The sequence below is a fragment of the Achromobacter sp. 18P8.1.1 genome, from assembly GCF_057799415.1.
The window spans coordinates 23,418-39,322 of record NZ_JBYOKH010000046.1; the positions used below are offsets into that span (position 1 = coordinate 23,418).

Consider the following 15,905-nt stretch of genomic DNA (forward strand, 5'->3'; position numbering starts at 1 on the left):
CATGACATAATTTGAAGGGCCATAAATTGAACTTTGGACTATGCCATGATTGACCGACGCCCCAAGGACGGATTGCCCCCGCTGGTTCCCAACAGCGCGGATCCGCTCTACCGCCAGGTGTACGAACGGTTCCGCAGCGCGATCACGCAAGGCACGCTTGCGCCCGGCGACCGCATCCCGTCGGCCCGTGCCCTGGCCAAGGAAATGGGCGTGGCGCGCGGCACGATCGAAGTGGCGTATTCGTTGCTGGTGGCCGAAGGCTACATCCAGACTCGGGGGCAGGCCGGCACGATCGTCACCCCGGATCTTCAGCCCCAGGCGCCGCCCGCCGCCGTGGCGCCGCCGCCCGAAACCCCCGACGACGAGCACGGCTGGCATCGTCCGTCCGTCATCCTGCCGTTCCAGATGGGCGTGCCGGCGCTGGACGAGTTTCCCCGCAAGCTGTGGGCCCGGCTGGGCGCCCGGCAATTGCGTAGCCTGCAAGCGCCCGAGCTGTCCTACCCGCCGTCCAACGGGCTGATGGGACTGCGCACCGCCGTGGCCGCCTATCTACAAGTGGCGCGCGGCATCCATTGCCAGCCGTCCCAGGTGTTCATCACCTCGGGCTACAACCATACGATGCAGCTGGTCATGCAGGCGCTGCTGGCGCCGGGCGACCGCGTGTGGGTGGAAGACCCCGGGTATCCACCCACCCGCGCGTTGCTGGCGCAGGCGCGCCTGCAGGCGGTGCCCATTCCGGTGGATCAGGACGGATTGATGGTTGGCGAGGGCGTTGCCCGGTGCCTGGACGCGAAGGCGGCCGTGGTCACGCCCGCGCATCAAAGCCCGCTGTCGATGTCGCTGTCGCTGCCGCGCCGGCAAGCCCTGCTGGAATGGGCCGAACGGCAACAGGCCTGGATCGTGGAAGATGACTACGACGGCGAATACCGCTATGTCAGCCGCCCCTTGCCCGCATTGAAGAGTCTGGATGCACAGGGCCGCGTGTTGTATGCCGGGTCATTCAGCAAGGTGCTGTTTCCAGGAATGCGCCTGGCGTATCTGGTCGTGCCGCCCGCGCAGGTGGGGGCTTTCGACCGCATCTGCCGGCTGCTGTCGGGCACCGCGCCGGGGTTGACGCAATCCATCCTGACCGCCTTCATTGCCGAAGGGCATTTCGGCCGGCACATCCAGCGCATGCGGCGGTTGTACAGCGAACGGCGCAATTCCACGGCGGCGGGATTGACCGCCGCGCTGGGGGACCGCATGCATATCGAACCGCAACCGGGCGGCATGCATCTGGTCGCGCGCATGCAAGGGCAGTTGACGGATGTGCCCCTGGCCGCGCGGATGCTGGAGCAGGGCATGTATGCGCATCCCTTGTCGCGCTGGTCGACCCTGCCGGACCCGCAATCGGGCCTGTTGCTCAGCTTCACGAACATCGCGTCCGAGGCGCAAGCCCTTGAATTGGGCTTGCGGATCAAGGCGTTGATGTAGGCCTTAGTTCAGTCCGGCCTTGTCCAGGCCGAACGCGGCATCGGCGGAACCCGGCACGGTCCGGAAGGCCACGTTCAGGCGGTTCCAGCCGTTGATGGCCACCACGCGGAACGTCAGGTCGGAGATTTCGGCTTCCGAGAAGTGCTCGCGCGCCTGCTCGTATACGTCGTTCGGCACGCCGTGCGCGGGCAGGGTGGTCAGCGCTTCGGTCCAGGCCAGCGCGGCGCGTTCGCGCGCCGAGAAGAGAGTCGATTCGCGCCAGATGGCGACGTGGTGCAGGCGCAATTCGCGTTCGCCGCGCAGCTTGGCCTGCTTGACGTGCATGTCCAGGCAGAAGCCGCAGCCATTGATCTGCGAGGCCCGGATGTCGATCAGGTCGCCGAATTCCTCGACCACCGGCACCTTTTTCATCGCCGCGCTGAAGTCCATGTACTTCTTGGACAGTTCCGCCGACACCTGGAAGTAATTCAATCGTTGGCTCATTTGCCTACCTTTCTGAAGCGCTGTTTTCGAATGGGGGATCACGAAAACACATCATGCGTCAGCCTGGACCAGGCAAAAAGTGCCATAAATGGTGTTTTGTTATAGGCCATCCGGGCACGTGCTGGATGCCGCGCGCGGCCAGCGCAGCACGAAGCGGGCGCCGCCCAGCGGGCTGTCCTGGATCTCGATCGTGCCGCCGTGGTTCGCGGCCACGCGCTTGACGATGGCCAGCCCCAGCCCGGCGCCGCCGGTGCCGCGGTCCCGGCTTTCGTCAAGCCGGATGAAGGGTTCGAATACGCGTTCCCGGTCCGCCTCGGCGATGCCGCCGCCGTCGTCGTCCACCAGCAGTTCGTAGTCGGCCGCCGTTGCTTTCAGTTCGATCTCGACGCGCTGGCTGGCGTAGCGCACGGCGTTCTGCACCAGGTTCAGCAAGGCGCGGCTCATATAGCGCGGATGCAGTTCGACGTGCGCGGGATAGCCGGGGCGCACGTGGCACTGGATGCCCCGCGCATCGGCCTGATGCGCGACCAGCGCCAGCGCTTCGCCCAGCCAATCGCATACATCCACGGTCTCCAGCCGTACCCCGTCGTCGGCGGGGCGTTCCAGCCGCGCGTATACAAGCAGCTCGGCCACCATCGCTTCCAGCTCCGAGATGTCGGTGCGCATGTCTTGCAGGATCTGCCCGCGGCGGGGCAGGTATTGGTCATGGCCCAGCATATCCACTTCGAACGACAGGCGGGCAAGCGGCGTGCGCAGTTCGTGCGACACCGCGTTGGTCAGGCTGCGCTGGTTGTCGATCAGCGCGGCGATGCGCTCGGCCATATGGTTGAAGCTTTCGCCCACGTGGCGAATGCCCGAGATGCGGGACAGCCGCACCCGCACGCTCATATCGCCTTGGCCCATCCGCAACGTCGCCTTGCGCAGCGCGTCCAGGTCGCGCCAGATGGGCAAGGCCCAGCCCAGCAGCAGGATCACGGCCAGCACCAGGCTCAGCGCCGCCCAGGCGGACCAGGTGATCCACCGTTCCATCGCGGGTTCCAGCGGCAGACGTACATCCAGCCACTGCACGGGTTCGCCGGGCAAGCGGGTCAGGTAGGTGTTGTAGTCGTCCCGCATGATGAGACCGGTACGGTCCAGCTGCTGTTGCTCATCCGGCGTGAGGGTGACATGGCTGTCGGGCAGCAACGTCAGGGTCAGCCCATAGTGCGGCAACAGCTCGTCCAGGATATAGGCCGCGCGGGCTTCCGGGGCGACAGGGTCCAGATCCTTGTGCAGCGCGTAGATCTGGCCGCGCACGGCGCGGTAGGACAGGTCGGCGCTAAGCGAGTCCAACAGATACCCGAAGCTCAGGTTCACCAGCTGGGTCGCCACGCCGTAGCCGATCGTGGCAATAATGACGATGCGCAGCGCGAACTTAAGCATCAGTGGCCTTTCCTGGGGCGCCACAGGCAAGTGCGTGGCGCGAAGCGGGCATGGGGAAGGAAGGCGGGAATCATGCGGCGACAGCTGGGTAATCGCGCATGCTAGCGGTGCGCAGAAATCGAATTCGTCGAGATTTGTGTGTCAATTGTGAAGATTCGTGCAGTGATTTGATGCGGGCCTATGGTTGCGGCAGCCGGGATCCGGCCGTCAGACCCGATTGAAACTGGCGCGCGCCCCGGCTATAAGCATGAAGAAGGGGCGGAGATCCGGCGCCCCGCCTGTCATCGATCGCCCCTGCACCATGCCGCACCCGCCCCCCCACGACGAGCACGTCGCCAGCAGGCCCGCCACGCACGAGCGCGTGGACCCCGGGCGAAGCTCCTGTCTGGAAGTGTTCCTGGTTTTCCTGCGCCTGGGACTGACCTCGTTTGGCGGCCCGGTCGCGCATCTGGCTTATTTCCGCACCGAATTCGTCGACAAGCGCCGCTGGCTGGACGACTACGCCTATTCGGATCTGGTGGCGCTGTGCCAGTTCCTGCCCGGGCCGGCAAGCAGCCAGGTCGGCATGGCGATCGGCCTGCGGCGCGCGGGCTGGCCCGGCATGGCTGCCGCCTGGCTGGCATTCACGCTGCCGACCGCGCTGGCGCTGATCGGATTCGCCCTGGGGCTGGCGCATTTCGGCTGGCTGTCGCAGTCGGGCGCGATACACGGCTTGAAGGTGGCGGCCGTGGCGATCATCGCGCAGGCTGTGTGGGGCATGGGCCGCACGCTTTGCCCGGACCGCCCGCGGGCCGGATTGGCGGTGACGGCCGCCCTGATCACGGCCGCGCTGCCCACCGCATGGGGGCAGGTGGGCGCGGTCCTGCTGGGCGCCGTCGTGGGTGGCGCCATGCTGCAAGTGCCGCCCCGGCCCATCCTGGCCAATCGGGCGCAAGGCGCGTCACGCCGCGCAGGCTGTATCGCACTGGCGCTGTTTGTCGTGCTGCTGGCGGGGTTGCCCGCGTGGGCGGCGGTGTCCGATTCCACGTTGGCGGCCCAAGTGGCCGGCTTCTACCGGGCGGGCGCGCTGGTGTTCGGTGGCGGCCACGTCGTGCTGCCGTTGCTGGAGGCCACCTCGGTATCCAGCGGCATGGTGTCCAACGCCGACTTCCTGGCAGGCTATGGGGCCGCGCAAGCCATGCCCGGCCCGGTGTTCGCATTCGCCGCCTTCCTGGGGGCGATGTCGTCGGGCCCCTTATCGGGCTGGCTCGGCGGGCTGGCATTCCTGGGCGTCATCTTCCTGCCAGGTGCGTTGCTGGTAGCCGGCGCCTTGCCGTTCTGGGAAAGCCTGCGTCGGCGGCCCGGCGTGCGCAATATGGCCGCAGGCGTGAATGCCGCCGTGGTGGGCATTCTGCTGGCCGCCCTTTATGACCCGGTCTGGACCAGCGCGATCCTGAACAAGGCGGATTTTGCCCTGGCGCTATTGCTGTTCGCGCTGCTGGTCTATGCGCGCTGGTCGCCCGTCTGGGTGGTGCTGGCCGCCGCCGCGGGCGGCTGGGCCTTGGCCTGGCTAGGCTAGGACTGCCAGCGGGGCGGCCGCTTCTGCAGGAAGGCGTCGATGCCTTCGCACGCATCGGCCTCCATCATGTTGCGCGCCATCACGTCGCCGGCATAGTCGTACGCGTCGGCCAGCGCCATCTGTCTTTGCTTGTAGAACATGCGTTTGCCATAGCGGATGGCCGTCGGGCTTTTCGCCAGGATGTCGCCCGCCAGGGCGCGCACCCGCGCATCCAATTCGGCCTCTGGCACGGCGTCGTTGATCAAGCCCCAGTCCACGGCCTGCGCCGCGTCGATGAAGCGGGCGGTCACCAGCATTTCGAAGGCGCGCTTGGCCGACACGTTGCGGCTGAGCGCCACGGCGGGCGTTGCGCAGAACAGGCCGACGTTGATGCCCGACACGGCGAAGCGCGCATTGTCGGCGGCTACCGCCAGATCGCAACTGGCGACCAGTTGGCAGCCCGCGGCGGTGGCGATGCCCTGGACCTTGGCGATGACGGGCACGGGCAAGGCCTGCAGGCCTTGCATGACGCTGCCGCATTTGCGGAATAACGCCCGGTAATAGTCCAACGACGGTTGGCTGCGCATTTCGCGCAGGTCGTGGCCGGCGCAGAACGCGCGGCCCGCGGATTCCAGCAGCACGCAACGCACGTCGGCATCGCGCTCAAGCGCATCGATCTCCTGCTGCAGCGCGCCCAACAGTCCTTCGGACAAGGCGTTGAACTGCGAGGGCCGGTTCATGCGCAGCGTCACCACGCCGTTCTCCGCGGTGCGTTCAAGCAGGGGCTGTTCTGCCGAGGTATCCAGTGCCATGTTGTCTCCAGGTCTCCAGGTGGAATATGGAAGACAGGATACTGCCAAGCGCACCGCTTGTCGGATTCACGCCGCCAGGCGGCGAGCAATGCCTGGCGACAGACACAGCAGCGGCACGACGATCACGGCGCCGATCAAGGCCATGGCGGCCTGCGGCGCCATGCCGCTGTCCAGCAGCAACGTCGCGATGACGGCCGAGCCGCTCATCTGGAACAGGCCGTACACCGCCGCGGCCGTGCCGGCGCGTTCGGCGAAGGGCTCCAGCGCCAGGCTCAGGCCCGAGCCCAACGCCAGCGAAAAGCCCACCGTCAGCACGGCGACGGGCAGCATGAAGATCCACGCCGACAACGGCACCCAGGCCCAGGCCGCGGCATGCATGGCCGAGGCCAGCAGCAGCGCCGCCATGCCGACCCGCACCATGGTGTGGCGGCCATAGCGCGCGATGAAAGTCGGGGCCAGGAAGAAGGCCGCGATGTTGATCGCGGCGTTGCCGCCGAACCAGGCAGAAAAACCCAGTTCGGTATATCCCAGCTGCTGCACCAGCACCACCGGCGCCGCCGAGACGAACACGAGGATCATCGCCATGCCCGCCATGCCAAACATCGCGAAGTACAGGAACCGGCCGCTGGCCACGATAGGCAGGTAGCGGCGCAGGCTGTAGAGCGCGCCGCGGGGCTGCGTGGGCGCCGCGCGGGTTTCCTCGAAACGCTTGGCCAGCAGCACGGCCAGCGCCAGCGCGAACGCCACCATGAACACGAAAGTGCTGCGCCAGCCGGCATGCACGGCCAGAACACCGCCCAGCATGGGCGCCAACGCGGGCACGGAGCACAGCGCCCCGTTCAGGTAGCTATAGACGCGTGCGCCCACAGCCGGGCTGAAGCGGTCACGCACGGCGGCAAACGCCACCAGCGACGCCGAGCACGCACCCAGGCCCTGGATGATGCGGGCCGCATAGAACACCTCAAGCGACGTGGCCGCCGCGCCCAACGCGGAACCGGCCAGATAGGCCAGTGCGCCACCCAGGGCCACTGGCCGGCGGCCATAGCGATCGGCCAAGGGGCCGATCAGCATCTGGCCCACCCCGACGGCGAAGATGAACAGGGTGATGCTGGCTTGCAGCGCGCTGACCGGCTGGCCGAAACCATCGGCCATGGCGGGCAGGGAAGGCAGGTAGATGTCGATGCCCATCGGCGTGAGCGTGACCAGTCCCATCAGGAGACCGATCAGCCAGCGTTGGCTTCGGGAAGATACAGCAGACTTCATGGCAGGCTCTGGGCGCATTGCACGCCCGGGAAAACCCGATATTATCCATGAATGCGCGGCCCGGCCGAAGCCGGGACCCCGCAAGGCGGGCACAGTAGAATAATTGCCATGAACACGCCCGCCTTTCGTCCCCGTATCGTCATCCTGTACTGCACGCAGTGCCAGTGGCTGCTGCGCGCCGGTTGGATGGCGCAAGAACTCCTGTCCACGTTTTCGACCGACCTGGGTGAAGTGGTCCTGCAGCCCGGCACCGGCGGCATCTTCCAGATTACCTATAACGGCGATCTGATCTGGGACCGCAAGAGCGATGGCGGATTCCCCGAAGCCAAGGTGCTCAAGCAGCGCGTGCGCGACCGCCTGGATCCGGGGCGCCCGCTAGGCCATATCGACGGTCATACCGCCGGCCCGCTGGCAGCGCCTCCGGACGCCTGACGGCTACGCGGCGGACTTCGATTCCTGCAACGCCGCGCGTCCCTTGTTGCGTTGGCGCACCGCCGACACGATCAGCAACGCGATCAGCGCGACGCACGCCAGGATGAAGCCCAGGCTGATCGGGCGCGTCACGAAGATCGACAGTTCACCGCGCGACAGCAGCAGGGCGCGGCGGAAGTTCTCTTCCACCATCGGCCCCAGCACGAAGCCCAGCAGCAAGGGCGCGGGTTCAAACCGCAACCGGATCAACGCATAACCCGCTGCGCCGAACACCGTCACCATGCCTACGTCGAACAGGTTGTTGTTCGTGCTGTAGACCCCAACGCACACAAAGAACAGCGCGGCAGGGAACAGGTAGCGGAACGGCACGGTCAGCAGACGCACCCACATGCCGATCAGCGGCAGGTTCAGCAGCAACAGCAACACGTTGCCGACCCAGAAGCTGGCGATCAGCCCCCAGAACATGTCGGCGTGTTCGATCATCATCTGCGGACCCGGCTGGATGCCATGGATGATCAGCGCGCCCAGCATCAGGGCCATCACCGGATCGCCGGGGATGCCCAGGCTCATCGTCGGGATGAAGCTCGTCTGCGTCGACGCGCTGGTAGCCGCCTCCGGACCCGCGATCCCTTCAATGGCGCCGCGGCCGAAGCGGCGCGGCTCGCGTGCCACCTTCTTTTCCACCGCGTAAGAGATGAACGATGCGATGGTCGGGCCCGTGCCCGGCAGGATGCCGAACGCCGCGCCGATGGCCGTGCCGCGCACCAGTGCACCCCGCGACTGCTTGATGTCGCCGGCTTCGGGCCGCATCGACTTCATGCTGATCTTGCCGGTGGTGATCTTGCTGTCGCCGCCGATGCGGTTGATGTTTTTCAGGAAGTCCGCCACGCCGAACAGGCCCATGGCCAGCGCCACGATCTGCAAACCGTCGGAGAGCTCCAGGATGCCGAAGTGAAAGCGCATCGTGCCGGTGTTGACGTCGGTGCCGACCACGCCCAGCAGCAGCCCCACGACCACCATCGCCACGCCTTTGATCGCCGATCCCTTCGCCAACGTGGCGCCGGCCAGCAGGCCCAGCATCATCATGGAGAAATATTCGGCCGGGCCGAACTTGAAGGCCACGTCCACCAGCATCGGCGAGAACAGGATCATCGCCAGGATGCCGACCGACGCGCCGCAGAACGACGAGAACATCAGCATGAACAGCGCGGACCCGGCCTTGCCGTTGCGCGCCAGCGGATTGCCGTCCAGGCAGGCCACGGCGTGCGACGCGGTACCCGGCAGGTTCAGCATGATGGAGGTGATGCCGCCGCCATACTGCGAGCCGTAGTAGATGCCGGACAGCATCACCAGCGCCGCGGTCGGCGTCATGGTGTACGTCAACGGCAGCAGGATGGAAATGGCGGCCAGCACGCCCATGCCCGGCAGTACGCCGATCAGGTTGCCCATGAACACGCCAAACACGGCCCACATCAGGTTGTCCAGCGCGAACGCGACCGAAAACCCGTGCATCAGATTATTGAAGATTTCCATCGATCAGCCCCAGCGGAACAACGGAAACTGCAACTGCAGCGCCCACGAGAACACGGCCACGCCCAGGATCGTCACGCCCACGGCAAGCAGGGCGGCGCTGCGCCACGTGTGCTGACGGTCGCCCATCGCGGAAATGAACACCAGGACGAAGGTGGCAGGCACCAGGCCGCCGAACTTGCCGACCAGGATGAAGGCCAGCAAGCCGCCAATGATGCAGCCCCAGCCGCGCCATTCGGGCGGCGGAACCTCTTCGGCGTCTTCTTCGGCCGTGGCAGGGGATGCGGCCATCTTGGCGATGATCAATCCCAGCATCACCAGCAAGGCGCCCAGGATCGCCGGGAACATGCCCGGCCCCATGCGCGCAAGGCTGCCTAGCGTATATGTGGATGCCTGAGCGATAGCGCCCAGGCCCAGCACGATCATCGTGCCGGCGGCCCACGCCTCGCGCCGGACGGCGCTGCGTTTCGATTGCATTTGGTCTAGTCCTCCCGTTGTTGTGCTTTTGTCTGACTGACGTCTGAAAAAAAGCTGACATTGCAATGAATGCGGGAGTCTAAAAATCCAAACTTCCGTTCACCTTTCAGGCAAGCGGAGAATCGGGCCGAGGGCGATATTTATGCGGAAAATCGCGGGAAATCCCTAAGGTGCGCGCGCCGCGGATGGCGGACGGAAGCGAATCGCCATGCCGAAGAGCACGAGGCAGATCAACGTCATGAGGATCCACGCAGGCGTCAGGTCGGCCAGGTGTTGGCGGATGAGGCCGGCGGCGAATGGAAAGAGCGCAGCGATCAAATAGCCCACGCCTTGCACGAACGAGGCCAGCCGGCCTGCCTCCGCCGGCGTTGTTGCATGATCCATGGCGACGATCAGCGACAAGGGAAAGAGCGCGCCGATGCCCAGCCCCGCCAATACGGCCGCGGGCCAAGCCAGGGCGGCGGGCGCCGCGATCAGGCCGATCAAACCCAGGAACAGCGCGCCGATCGCCACCAACAGCGCCGGCCGGCGGTCAGGCAAGCGGCCGATGCATAGCGACACCAAGAGGCCTGCGGCGATTTCCGCCGCGGTCACGGCGCCCAGCAATTGGCCCGCCGACACCGGAGTCCAGCCCAGCGCCGTGTAGTAGGGCGGCAGCCACGCCAGCACCAGCGTGTAGGCGCCCGTGCCCAGGCCGAAGAACACCGCCAGCAACCAGGCGCGCGGGCGCGGCGTGCGGATGGGACTGGCCGCGCCCTGGGCGGCCGGCGGGTTCGGCGATGCCCGGTTCACCAGCAACCAGGCGGCCAGCGCGATGGCGGCGGGCAGGGCCCAGACCGCCAGCGCCTGCAGCCAGCCGGCGCGTTGCGCGAGCACTGGCGAGGCCACGCTGGCCACGGCGGCGCCGCCCATGATCGCCGTTGAATAGATGCCTATGATCGCGCTGCTGCCCGCCGCGAAACGGGTCTTGATGTAGATGGGCAGCAAGGCTTGCGTGACGGCAATGCCCAGGCCGGCAACGACGCCACTGGCCAGCATCAGGCTGGTGTGCCCGGCCCACCAGCGGCCCGCGGTCGCGGCGGTGACGAGCACCAGGCCCAGGGCGACGCCTAGTTGTTCGCCGACCAGGCGGCGCAGCGGCGCCACGCTCAAGGCGCCCAGGCCCATCACGAACACGGGCAGGGCGGTCAGCAGGCCGGCGACGGTGTCGGACATGCGGGTGGCGGCTTGCACCCAGTCCAGCAATGGGGGAACGGAAGCCAGGACGGGACGCAGGTTCAGGCCGACGAGGATGATGGCGGCGATGCGCCAGGCGTTGAGACGGGGGAAAGACACGGTTGCTCCAAACCCGGAACAGGCAGCCGCATGCGGCGTGTTCCGGTAAACTATCTTGGCATCAAGATATTTGTATTTTATCTTCACGTCAAGATAAATGGAGGGAGTGACCGTGGATAGAGCAAGCCGGGCGGTAGAGCAGTGGAACCGCGAACGTCCCGAGCTGGATGTGTCGACCATGCGCGTGCTGGGCCGCTTGGGCGAATGCGCGCTGGTGATCACGCGCGATCGGATCAATCCGCTATTCGCGCAGTTCGGCCTGCAGCCGGGGGAGTTCGATGTGCTGGCGACACTGCGCCGCAGCGGCAAGCCTTATGCCTTGACGCCTACGGCGCTCTACGAAGACGCCATGATTTCGTCCGGCAGCATGACCAACCGCATCGACCGGCTGGAGAAGGCCGGTCTGGTGGTGCGCACGCCCAACCCGGACGATGGGCGGGCGACCTTGGTGATGTTGACGCAACCGGGGCTGAAGCTGATCGACGAAGCCGTGGTGGCGCATCTGCGCAACCAGGCGGAAGTGTTGTCGCCGCTAAGCGCTACCGAGCAGGAGCAGTTGAGCCGCCTGCTCGGCAAGTTGTTGAAGGCCTACGAATAGGCGGCGGCGCACGTCAGGATCGCGAGCGGACTACAAGCCGAGTTCAGACAATCCGGGATGATCGTCCGGGCGGCGGCCCAGCGGCCACCGGAATTTGCGGTCGGCTTCCTTGATGGGCAGGTCGTTGATGCAGGCGTAGCGGTTCACCATCAGGCCGTCTTCGCCGAATTCCCAGTTCTCGTTGCCGTAGGACCGGAACCAATTGCCTGAATCGTCGTGCCATTCATAGGCATAGCGGACCGCGATGCGATTGCCCGTATAGGCCCACAATTCCTTGATCAATCGGTAGTCCAGCTCTTTGGCCCACTTGCGCGCCAGGAAGGCGCGGGCTTCATCGCGGTTCTTCACGAATTCGGCGCGGTTGCGCCAATGCGTGTTCAGGCTGTAGGCCAGCGCGACCTTGTCGGGGTCGCGGCTGTTCCAGCCGTCTTCGGCCAGCCGGACCTTCTGCACGGCGCTTTGGTGCGTGAAGGGGGGAAGCGGCGGGCGGACTTCAGGGGTCGATGTCATGGGATGGGCCTCTTGCGTGGGGGGAAGGGGTTCAGGCGCTTGCGGGCAGCAGCGCCGCGGCAGCGCGTTCGGCGCTGTCGGTAATCGACAGGTCGCCCGTCACCAGTGCGACGGCGATGGCGCCATCGATCAGCACCAACAGCTGGCGCGCCGTTTCGTCCGGGTCGGGCAGCGCTGCGGCTTGCGCCAGCGTCAGCACATGGGCCAGAAGCCGCGCCTTGTGCAGGCGGGATACCTCGCGGATGGGATTCGCAGGGTCTCCGATTTCGCCGGCGGCGTTGATGAACGCGCAGCCGCGAAACCCTTCCGACGCAAACCATTCGCGCAAGGCATCGAAGATGGACAGCAGACGCGCGCGGGGCGTGGCCGCTTGCGTCGTGGCCGTAATGAACCACTGCATCCAGCGTTCATCGCGCGCTTGCAAGGCCGCCGCCACCAGCGCGTCCTTGGTGGGGTAGTGCTTATACAGGCTTTTGCGCGCCACCCCGGATGTCTTCACGATCAGATCCATCCCGGTGGCATGGATGCCGCCTTGATAGATAAGGCTTTCGGTGGCGCGCAGCAATCGTTCCTGCGTGTGGCCTAGCGTATCGGGGAGGATGCCGGTTGTCGTCGATGTCATGAAAGCGCTTTCGGAGAATGATCGTTCTGCACTACGGTGCACGAATGGTAGAACGATCATTCTCCAGCGTCAACCGAATTGTTCGCATACACCATAACCAGGCTTTGTGGCATGATCTGCTTGCTTTTTCTGTCAAAATTATGCTAATATCTTTTAATTCGCACAAACAATAACAACACTGCTGTGGCTGCAACGATAAAAGCAGCACATCCACATCCACACCGAAGCAGCACAGAACCACAGCAAAGAAGCGAACCCCGGCGCTGCCTATTTCCGAATGCCTCCCCCGCGTCCCGACACGGCATTCCTGGCACGCTTGAATTTGGCAGGTACTTGCTCACGCGGGGGAAGCCTGGCGCCTTGCACAGGAGAACGTTCATGTCGCATCAACTCGTTGGTAAAAAGTGGCGCTTCGAGGTTCCGCCCTTGAACTGGAAGGCCCCTGACGCGCATACGGAATCGGAAATCGACGCGGCTCCCGCAGACACCGATGCCTCGGAAGACTCCGATAAACCCCGTCTGTCCGCCTGATCTTCTCCCTGACTCTCGTCATTCGGCCCGCATTCGCGGGCTGATTCAATCCTGATCGACCGGCTCCGAACGGCGCGCCTTGTGTGTGCTTTTTGTGCACTTTTTGTGCGCAGTTCGAGTTTGTCCGTTTGCCCGACGATTTATCCCGTATTTGCCGCGCGCGCCGCTTGCACTTTGCGTGCAGGCGGCGCGTCGCCTGCGCGCAGATTGCTGGCGCGCGATGCGCGGTCAAGCGCGGCGTGTGCGGCGGGCTGCCACGTTCTGCAGATAGCGAGTATTTGGAATGCCTGAAAACACTTCGAACCCTCAACCGGTTAGGCCCTTCATCTATGCCACGGCGACCACGCGGTCGCTGATGTTCTCGCATGCTGAAGTGCAAAGCCGCATGTGGACCAAGGATCCGTCAGCGCTCAATCTGGAATACACGCGCATCATGATGGGATTCCTGCTGTTCGAGCCGGCGCCGCGGCGTATCGCCATGATCGGCCTGGGAGGAGGGTCGCTGGCCAAGTTCTGCTACCGGCATCTGCCGTCCACCCGCATCGACGTGTTCGAGATCAATCCGCACGTCATCGCGCTGCGAGATTCCTTCCAGGTGCCGCAGGACGACTATCGATTTTCCGTCCGACAGGGCGATGGCGCCAAATTGATTGGCGAATATCAGAATGAATATGACGCAGTGCTGGTCGACGGCTACGACGTCAACGGCCTGCCGGCCCAATTGACGACGGACGGGTTCTACGAGGCTTGCTTGAACGCGTTGGCGCCTGGCGGAATGATGGTGTGCAACTTCCACGCCTCGCATCCCCATTACGGCACCTACGTCGGCCGCATCAAACAACGCTTTTCGGGGTCGGTGATCGAGGTCAGCGACGGGGCCTGCGCGAACAGCATCGTGTTCGCATGCCGGGGAGACACGCTCAAACGCTGCACCGACTTGCCCAAGCGCAGACCGGACGCGATGAGCACCGAGATGTGGTTGCGGCTGGCGCCAACGTACTGGCCCATGCTCGCGTAGCGCGGATCACGCCAGCATGCGGTGCAGCACCTGGTTGCGGCCATTCAGTTTGGCCTGATAAAGCAGTTCGTCAGCCACGTGGAATAGCTTGCCGGCGTCCGCGGCGTGTTCCCACTGCGCGCACGCGACGCCGAAACTGGCCGTCAGCGTGAACACGGCGCCGTCTTCGGCCGTGACGGGCTCGGCGGACATGGCGCGCCGCATGCGTTCGGCCAGTTCGACGGCCTCGGCGGCAGTGCCGGTATGGCAGAGCACCGCGAACTCTTCACCCCCCACGCGCGCCACCGTATCTGATTGCCGCCATATCTTGCGGCATAGCGCGGCCACCGACTTCAGCGCAATATCTCCGCTGGCGTGTCCGTAGGTGTCGTTGATGTTCTTGAAATTGTCGATGTCGAACAGGATGAATGCCAGCACCGGGCCTTCTTCCTGCCATTGGGCGCGGGTGATCTCAAAGCGCGTCTCGAAGGCGCGCCGGTTCAACAGGCCGGTCAGATAGTCGGTTTCAGCCAGATTGGCCAGGTCGACGATCAGCCTGTCGCGCTCGGCCTCTAGTCGCTTTTTGATGGCGGAGTTCTCTTTCAATACCCGCAAGGCGCTGAAAACCTCATCGACCTCGCCCTGGTATGCGCCGACGGGGATCGGCGCCGGCGGCGTGCCATTGGCGATGGCGCTGATAATACGCGTGGCCAGTCCGAAGGGGCGGATCACTCGCCGCCGGAACTGCACCAGCGCCAGGACCAGCGCCGCCACCAGCAAGGCCGTGGCGGCCAGGGTGACCAGCAGCAGCCGCGAGGCGTCTGTCCGATGCGTTTCGATGCTTTGTTCGATGGTGTCGAGCAGGGCGTCGCGGAACTGCACGATGGAACCCATCAGCGGCACGTAGGTTGCAGCGAGATCCCCGGTGGAGACCTGAAGGCCTTGGGACGGGACGGTGGCGTTTTGCCGCACCTGTTCCAGGTACTGGATGCCATTGCCGAAGTAGCGCTGCTGCAATTGTTCGTAGATCGGCGAGGCCGTCAGCGCGGGCCGCGTCGCGATGCGCGAGTTGATCAGAGTCCGGAGCTCATCGATGCGGCCCCGCACGCGCTCGATGCGGAATTGCTCCACCTCGGTCAGGGTCCGATGCCTGGCCAGCGCGGGCGTGAAGATCGACCCCAGCAAGCCCGCCTGTTCACGCAGTTCGCTGGCCAGCAACGCCAGGGACAGCACGCTGGGCGCGTCCACCTCGTTGCGCATGGCGATACCGACCTTTCGGCCCATGCTGGCCTGCCATTGTGGAATCAGCCTGACCATGCCGCTGACGACCGCCCAGACGGCGTCGCCGGTCAACTGGTTGCGCGGCGTGGTGATCACGAGGTCGGCCTGGATCCGTGCCAGGGACAGCGCGTGGCGGATGCGCTGGATCTCGGCGCGCGCGCCGATTTTTTCAGGATCGAGCGGCGCAGCGTACAGCGCCAGCAGCTGGTCAATCTGGGCGTCCGTCCTGCCGCGGGCCGCGCGCAATGCGGCCAGAGTGGATTCGGGTACGGGAAGGTCGGTGCCCAGCGCCGCGTTCATCGGGCCGCGTTCGGCCGAGGCAAGTTCCATGACCTTCACGGTGGCACGGATCACGGCGAATGCGTCCCGGGCTTCCGACGAAGACGAATAGGTCTTCCAGTTCTGCAATAGCACGGTGCCGGTCAGGACCGAGACCAGCAACAACACGCCCACAGCCAGTAGCAAAAAATACCGTTCCAGGGACTTCGGAGCGAACGCGCGGCGCAGCATGCTGATGGACCAGGGAAACATAAAGCCGTTGCAGCGCAGAATACTGTAATTACCCCTGCGCGAGGGTGGGCTTTGGTCCGGGCACGCGTAAA

The 15,905-nt window shown here is 65.3% G+C and carries 16 protein-coding genes; 6 read left to right on the plus strand and 10 right to left on the minus strand.

What is annotated here, in order from left to right; genetic code table 11:
• Positions 1 to 45: 45 nt before the first annotated feature.
• Positions 46 to 1,473, plus strand: a complete 1,428-nt coding sequence (pdxR, locus tag AC27VE_RS23785; protein WP_488705159.1) for a MocR-like pyridoxine biosynthesis transcription factor PdxR — start codon at positions 46 to 48, stop codon at positions 1,471 to 1,473.
• 3 nt (positions 1,474 to 1,476) lie between these two features.
• On the opposite strand, the gene AC27VE_RS23790 is transcribed toward pdxR, so the two are convergent.
• Entirely contained in the window at positions 1,477 to 1,956 is a 480-nt protein-coding gene (locus tag AC27VE_RS23790) for a carboxymuconolactone decarboxylase family protein (RefSeq protein WP_006222089.1), read from the minus strand.
• A gap of 99 nt (positions 1,957 to 2,055) precedes the next feature.
• The gene (locus tag AC27VE_RS23795) at positions 2,056 to 3,378 is read right to left on the minus strand and encodes an ATP-binding protein (protein ID WP_488705160.1); all 1,323 of its coding nucleotides are present in this window, start codon (positions 3,376 to 3,378) and stop codon (positions 2,056 to 2,058) included.
• A 301-nt stretch (positions 3,379 to 3,679) separates the two neighbouring features.
• On the opposite strand from AC27VE_RS23795, the gene chrA reads away from it, so the two are divergent.
• Positions 3,680 to 4,936, plus strand: coding sequence for a chromate efflux transporter (gene chrA, locus AC27VE_RS23800; protein ID WP_488705161.1), 1,257 nt, complete (start codon positions 3,680 to 3,682; stop codon positions 4,934 to 4,936).
• On the opposite strand, the gene AC27VE_RS23805 is transcribed toward chrA, so the two are convergent.
• Both AC27VE_RS23805 and AC27VE_RS23810 read right to left on the minus strand, forming a co-directional pair.
• On the minus strand, positions 4,933 to 5,727 hold the full coding sequence (locus AC27VE_RS23805) for an enoyl-CoA hydratase (RefSeq protein WP_488705162.1): 795 nt from the start codon (positions 5,725 to 5,727) through the stop codon (positions 4,933 to 4,935). The two genes, chrA and AC27VE_RS23805, sit on opposite strands and share 4 nt — an antisense overlap.
• Positions 5,728 to 5,793: 66 nt before the next feature.
• The gene (locus AC27VE_RS23810) at positions 5,794 to 6,990 is read right to left on the minus strand and encodes a multidrug effflux MFS transporter (protein WP_488705163.1); all 1,197 of its coding nucleotides are present in this window, start codon (positions 6,988 to 6,990) and stop codon (positions 5,794 to 5,796) included.
• Positions 6,991 to 7,098: 108 nt separating this feature from the next.
• Here AC27VE_RS23810 and AC27VE_RS23815 point away from each other — a divergent pair, with 108 nt between their 5' ends.
• Positions 7,099 to 7,422, plus strand: coding sequence for an Rdx family protein (locus AC27VE_RS23815; RefSeq protein WP_006222084.1), 324 nt, complete (start codon positions 7,099 to 7,101; stop codon positions 7,420 to 7,422).
• A 3-nt stretch (positions 7,423 to 7,425) separates the two neighbouring features.
• Here the strand turns inward: AC27VE_RS23815 and AC27VE_RS23820 are convergent, their stop codons facing one another.
• From AC27VE_RS23820 to AC27VE_RS23830, 3 genes are all read right to left on the minus strand, one after another.
• Positions 7,426 to 8,955 carry a tripartite tricarboxylate transporter permease gene (locus AC27VE_RS23820; protein ID WP_006222083.1) on the minus strand — a complete coding sequence of 510 codons (1,530 nt, stop codon included), beginning with the start codon at positions 8,953 to 8,955 and terminating at the stop codon, positions 7,426 to 7,428.
• A 3-nt stretch (positions 8,956 to 8,958) separates the two neighbouring features.
• Positions 8,959 to 9,429 carry a tripartite tricarboxylate transporter TctB family protein gene (locus tag AC27VE_RS23825; protein WP_006222082.1) on the minus strand — a complete coding sequence of 157 codons (471 nt, stop codon included), beginning with the start codon at positions 9,427 to 9,429 and terminating at the stop codon, positions 8,959 to 8,961.
• Positions 9,430 to 9,594: 165 nt separating this feature from the next.
• Positions 9,595 to 10,764 (minus strand): MFS transporter, encoded by a 1,170-nt coding sequence (locus AC27VE_RS23830; protein ID WP_488705164.1) that lies wholly within the window; start codon positions 10,762 to 10,764, stop codon positions 9,595 to 9,597.
• Positions 10,765 to 10,876: 112 nt separating this feature from the next.
• On the opposite strand from AC27VE_RS23830, the gene AC27VE_RS23835 reads away from it, so the two are divergent.
• Positions 10,877 to 11,362: a MarR family winged helix-turn-helix transcriptional regulator gene (locus AC27VE_RS23835; RefSeq protein ID WP_488705165.1), complete on the plus strand. Its 486-nt coding sequence runs from the start codon at positions 10,877 to 10,879 to the stop codon at positions 11,360 to 11,362.
• Between the two features lie 30 nt (positions 11,363 to 11,392).
• On the opposite strand, the gene AC27VE_RS23840 is transcribed toward AC27VE_RS23835, so the two are convergent.
• Positions 11,393 to 11,872: a nuclear transport factor 2 family protein gene (locus AC27VE_RS23840; protein WP_427959886.1), complete on the minus strand. Its 480-nt coding sequence runs from the start codon at positions 11,870 to 11,872 to the stop codon at positions 11,393 to 11,395.
• Between the two features lie 31 nt (positions 11,873 to 11,903).
• Entirely contained in the window at positions 11,904 to 12,494 is a 591-nt protein-coding gene (locus tag AC27VE_RS23845; RefSeq protein WP_280026209.1) for a TetR/AcrR family transcriptional regulator, read from the minus strand.
• A 378-nt stretch (positions 12,495 to 12,872) separates the two neighbouring features.
• On the opposite strand from AC27VE_RS23845, the gene AC27VE_RS23850 reads away from it, so the two are divergent.
• Positions 12,873 to 13,025 (plus strand): hypothetical protein, encoded by a 153-nt coding sequence (locus tag AC27VE_RS23850; RefSeq protein ID WP_006222077.1) that lies wholly within the window; start codon positions 12,873 to 12,875, stop codon positions 13,023 to 13,025.
• A 283-nt stretch (positions 13,026 to 13,308) separates the two neighbouring features.
• Positions 13,309 to 14,043, plus strand: coding sequence for a spermine/spermidine synthase domain-containing protein (locus tag AC27VE_RS23855; protein ID WP_488705166.1), 735 nt, complete (start codon positions 13,309 to 13,311; stop codon positions 14,041 to 14,043).
• A 6-nt stretch (positions 14,044 to 14,049) separates the two neighbouring features.
• Here AC27VE_RS23855 and AC27VE_RS23860 read toward each other — a convergent pair whose 3' ends face one another.
• Positions 14,050 to 15,834: a GGDEF domain-containing protein gene (locus AC27VE_RS23860; RefSeq protein ID WP_488705167.1), complete on the minus strand. Its 1,785-nt coding sequence runs from the start codon at positions 15,832 to 15,834 to the stop codon at positions 14,050 to 14,052.
• Positions 15,835 to 15,905 lie beyond the last annotated feature (71 nt).

Coding starts and splice junctions, on each gene's coding strand:
- pdxR (WP_488705159.1), top strand. CDS start 46: ATGATTGACCGACGCCCCAAGGACGGATTGCCCCCGCTGGTTCCCAAC.
- chrA (WP_488705161.1), top strand. CDS start 3,680: ATGCCGCACCCGCCCCCCCACGACGAGCACGTCGCCAGCAGGCCCGCC.
- AC27VE_RS23850 (WP_006222077.1), top strand. CDS start 12,873: ATGTCGCATCAACTCGTTGGTAAAAAGTGGCGCTTCGAGGTTCCGCCC.
- AC27VE_RS23815 (WP_006222084.1), top strand. CDS start 7,099: ATGAACACGCCCGCCTTTCGTCCCCGTATCGTCATCCTGTACTGCACG.
- AC27VE_RS23795 (WP_488705160.1), bottom strand. CDS start 3,378: ATGCTTAAGTTCGCGCTGCGCATCGTCATTATTGCCACGATCGGCTAC.
- AC27VE_RS23805 (WP_488705162.1), bottom strand. CDS start 5,727: ATGGCACTGGATACCTCGGCAGAACAGCCCCTGCTTGAACGCACCGCG.
- AC27VE_RS23810 (WP_488705163.1), bottom strand. CDS start 6,990: ATGAAGTCTGCTGTATCTTCCCGAAGCCAACGCTGGCTGATCGGTCTC.
- AC27VE_RS23855 (WP_488705166.1), top strand. CDS start 13,309: ATGCCTGAAAACACTTCGAACCCTCAACCGGTTAGGCCCTTCATCTAT.
- AC27VE_RS23860 (WP_488705167.1), bottom strand. CDS start 15,834: ATGTTTCCCTGGTCCATCAGCATGCTGCGCCGCGCGTTCGCTCCGAAG.
- AC27VE_RS23845 (WP_280026209.1), bottom strand. CDS start 12,494: ATGACATCGACGACAACCGGCATCCTCCCCGATACGCTAGGCCACACG.
- AC27VE_RS23840 (WP_427959886.1), bottom strand. CDS start 11,872: ATGACATCGACCCCTGAAGTCCGCCCGCCGCTTCCCCCCTTCACGCAC.
- AC27VE_RS23825 (WP_006222082.1), bottom strand. CDS start 9,429: ATGCAATCGAAACGCAGCGCCGTCCGGCGCGAGGCGTGGGCCGCCGGC.
- AC27VE_RS23790 (WP_006222089.1), bottom strand. CDS start 1,956: ATGAGCCAACGATTGAATTACTTCCAGGTGTCGGCGGAACTGTCCAAG.
- AC27VE_RS23820 (WP_006222083.1), bottom strand. CDS start 8,955: ATGGAAATCTTCAATAATCTGATGCACGGGTTTTCGGTCGCGTTCGCG.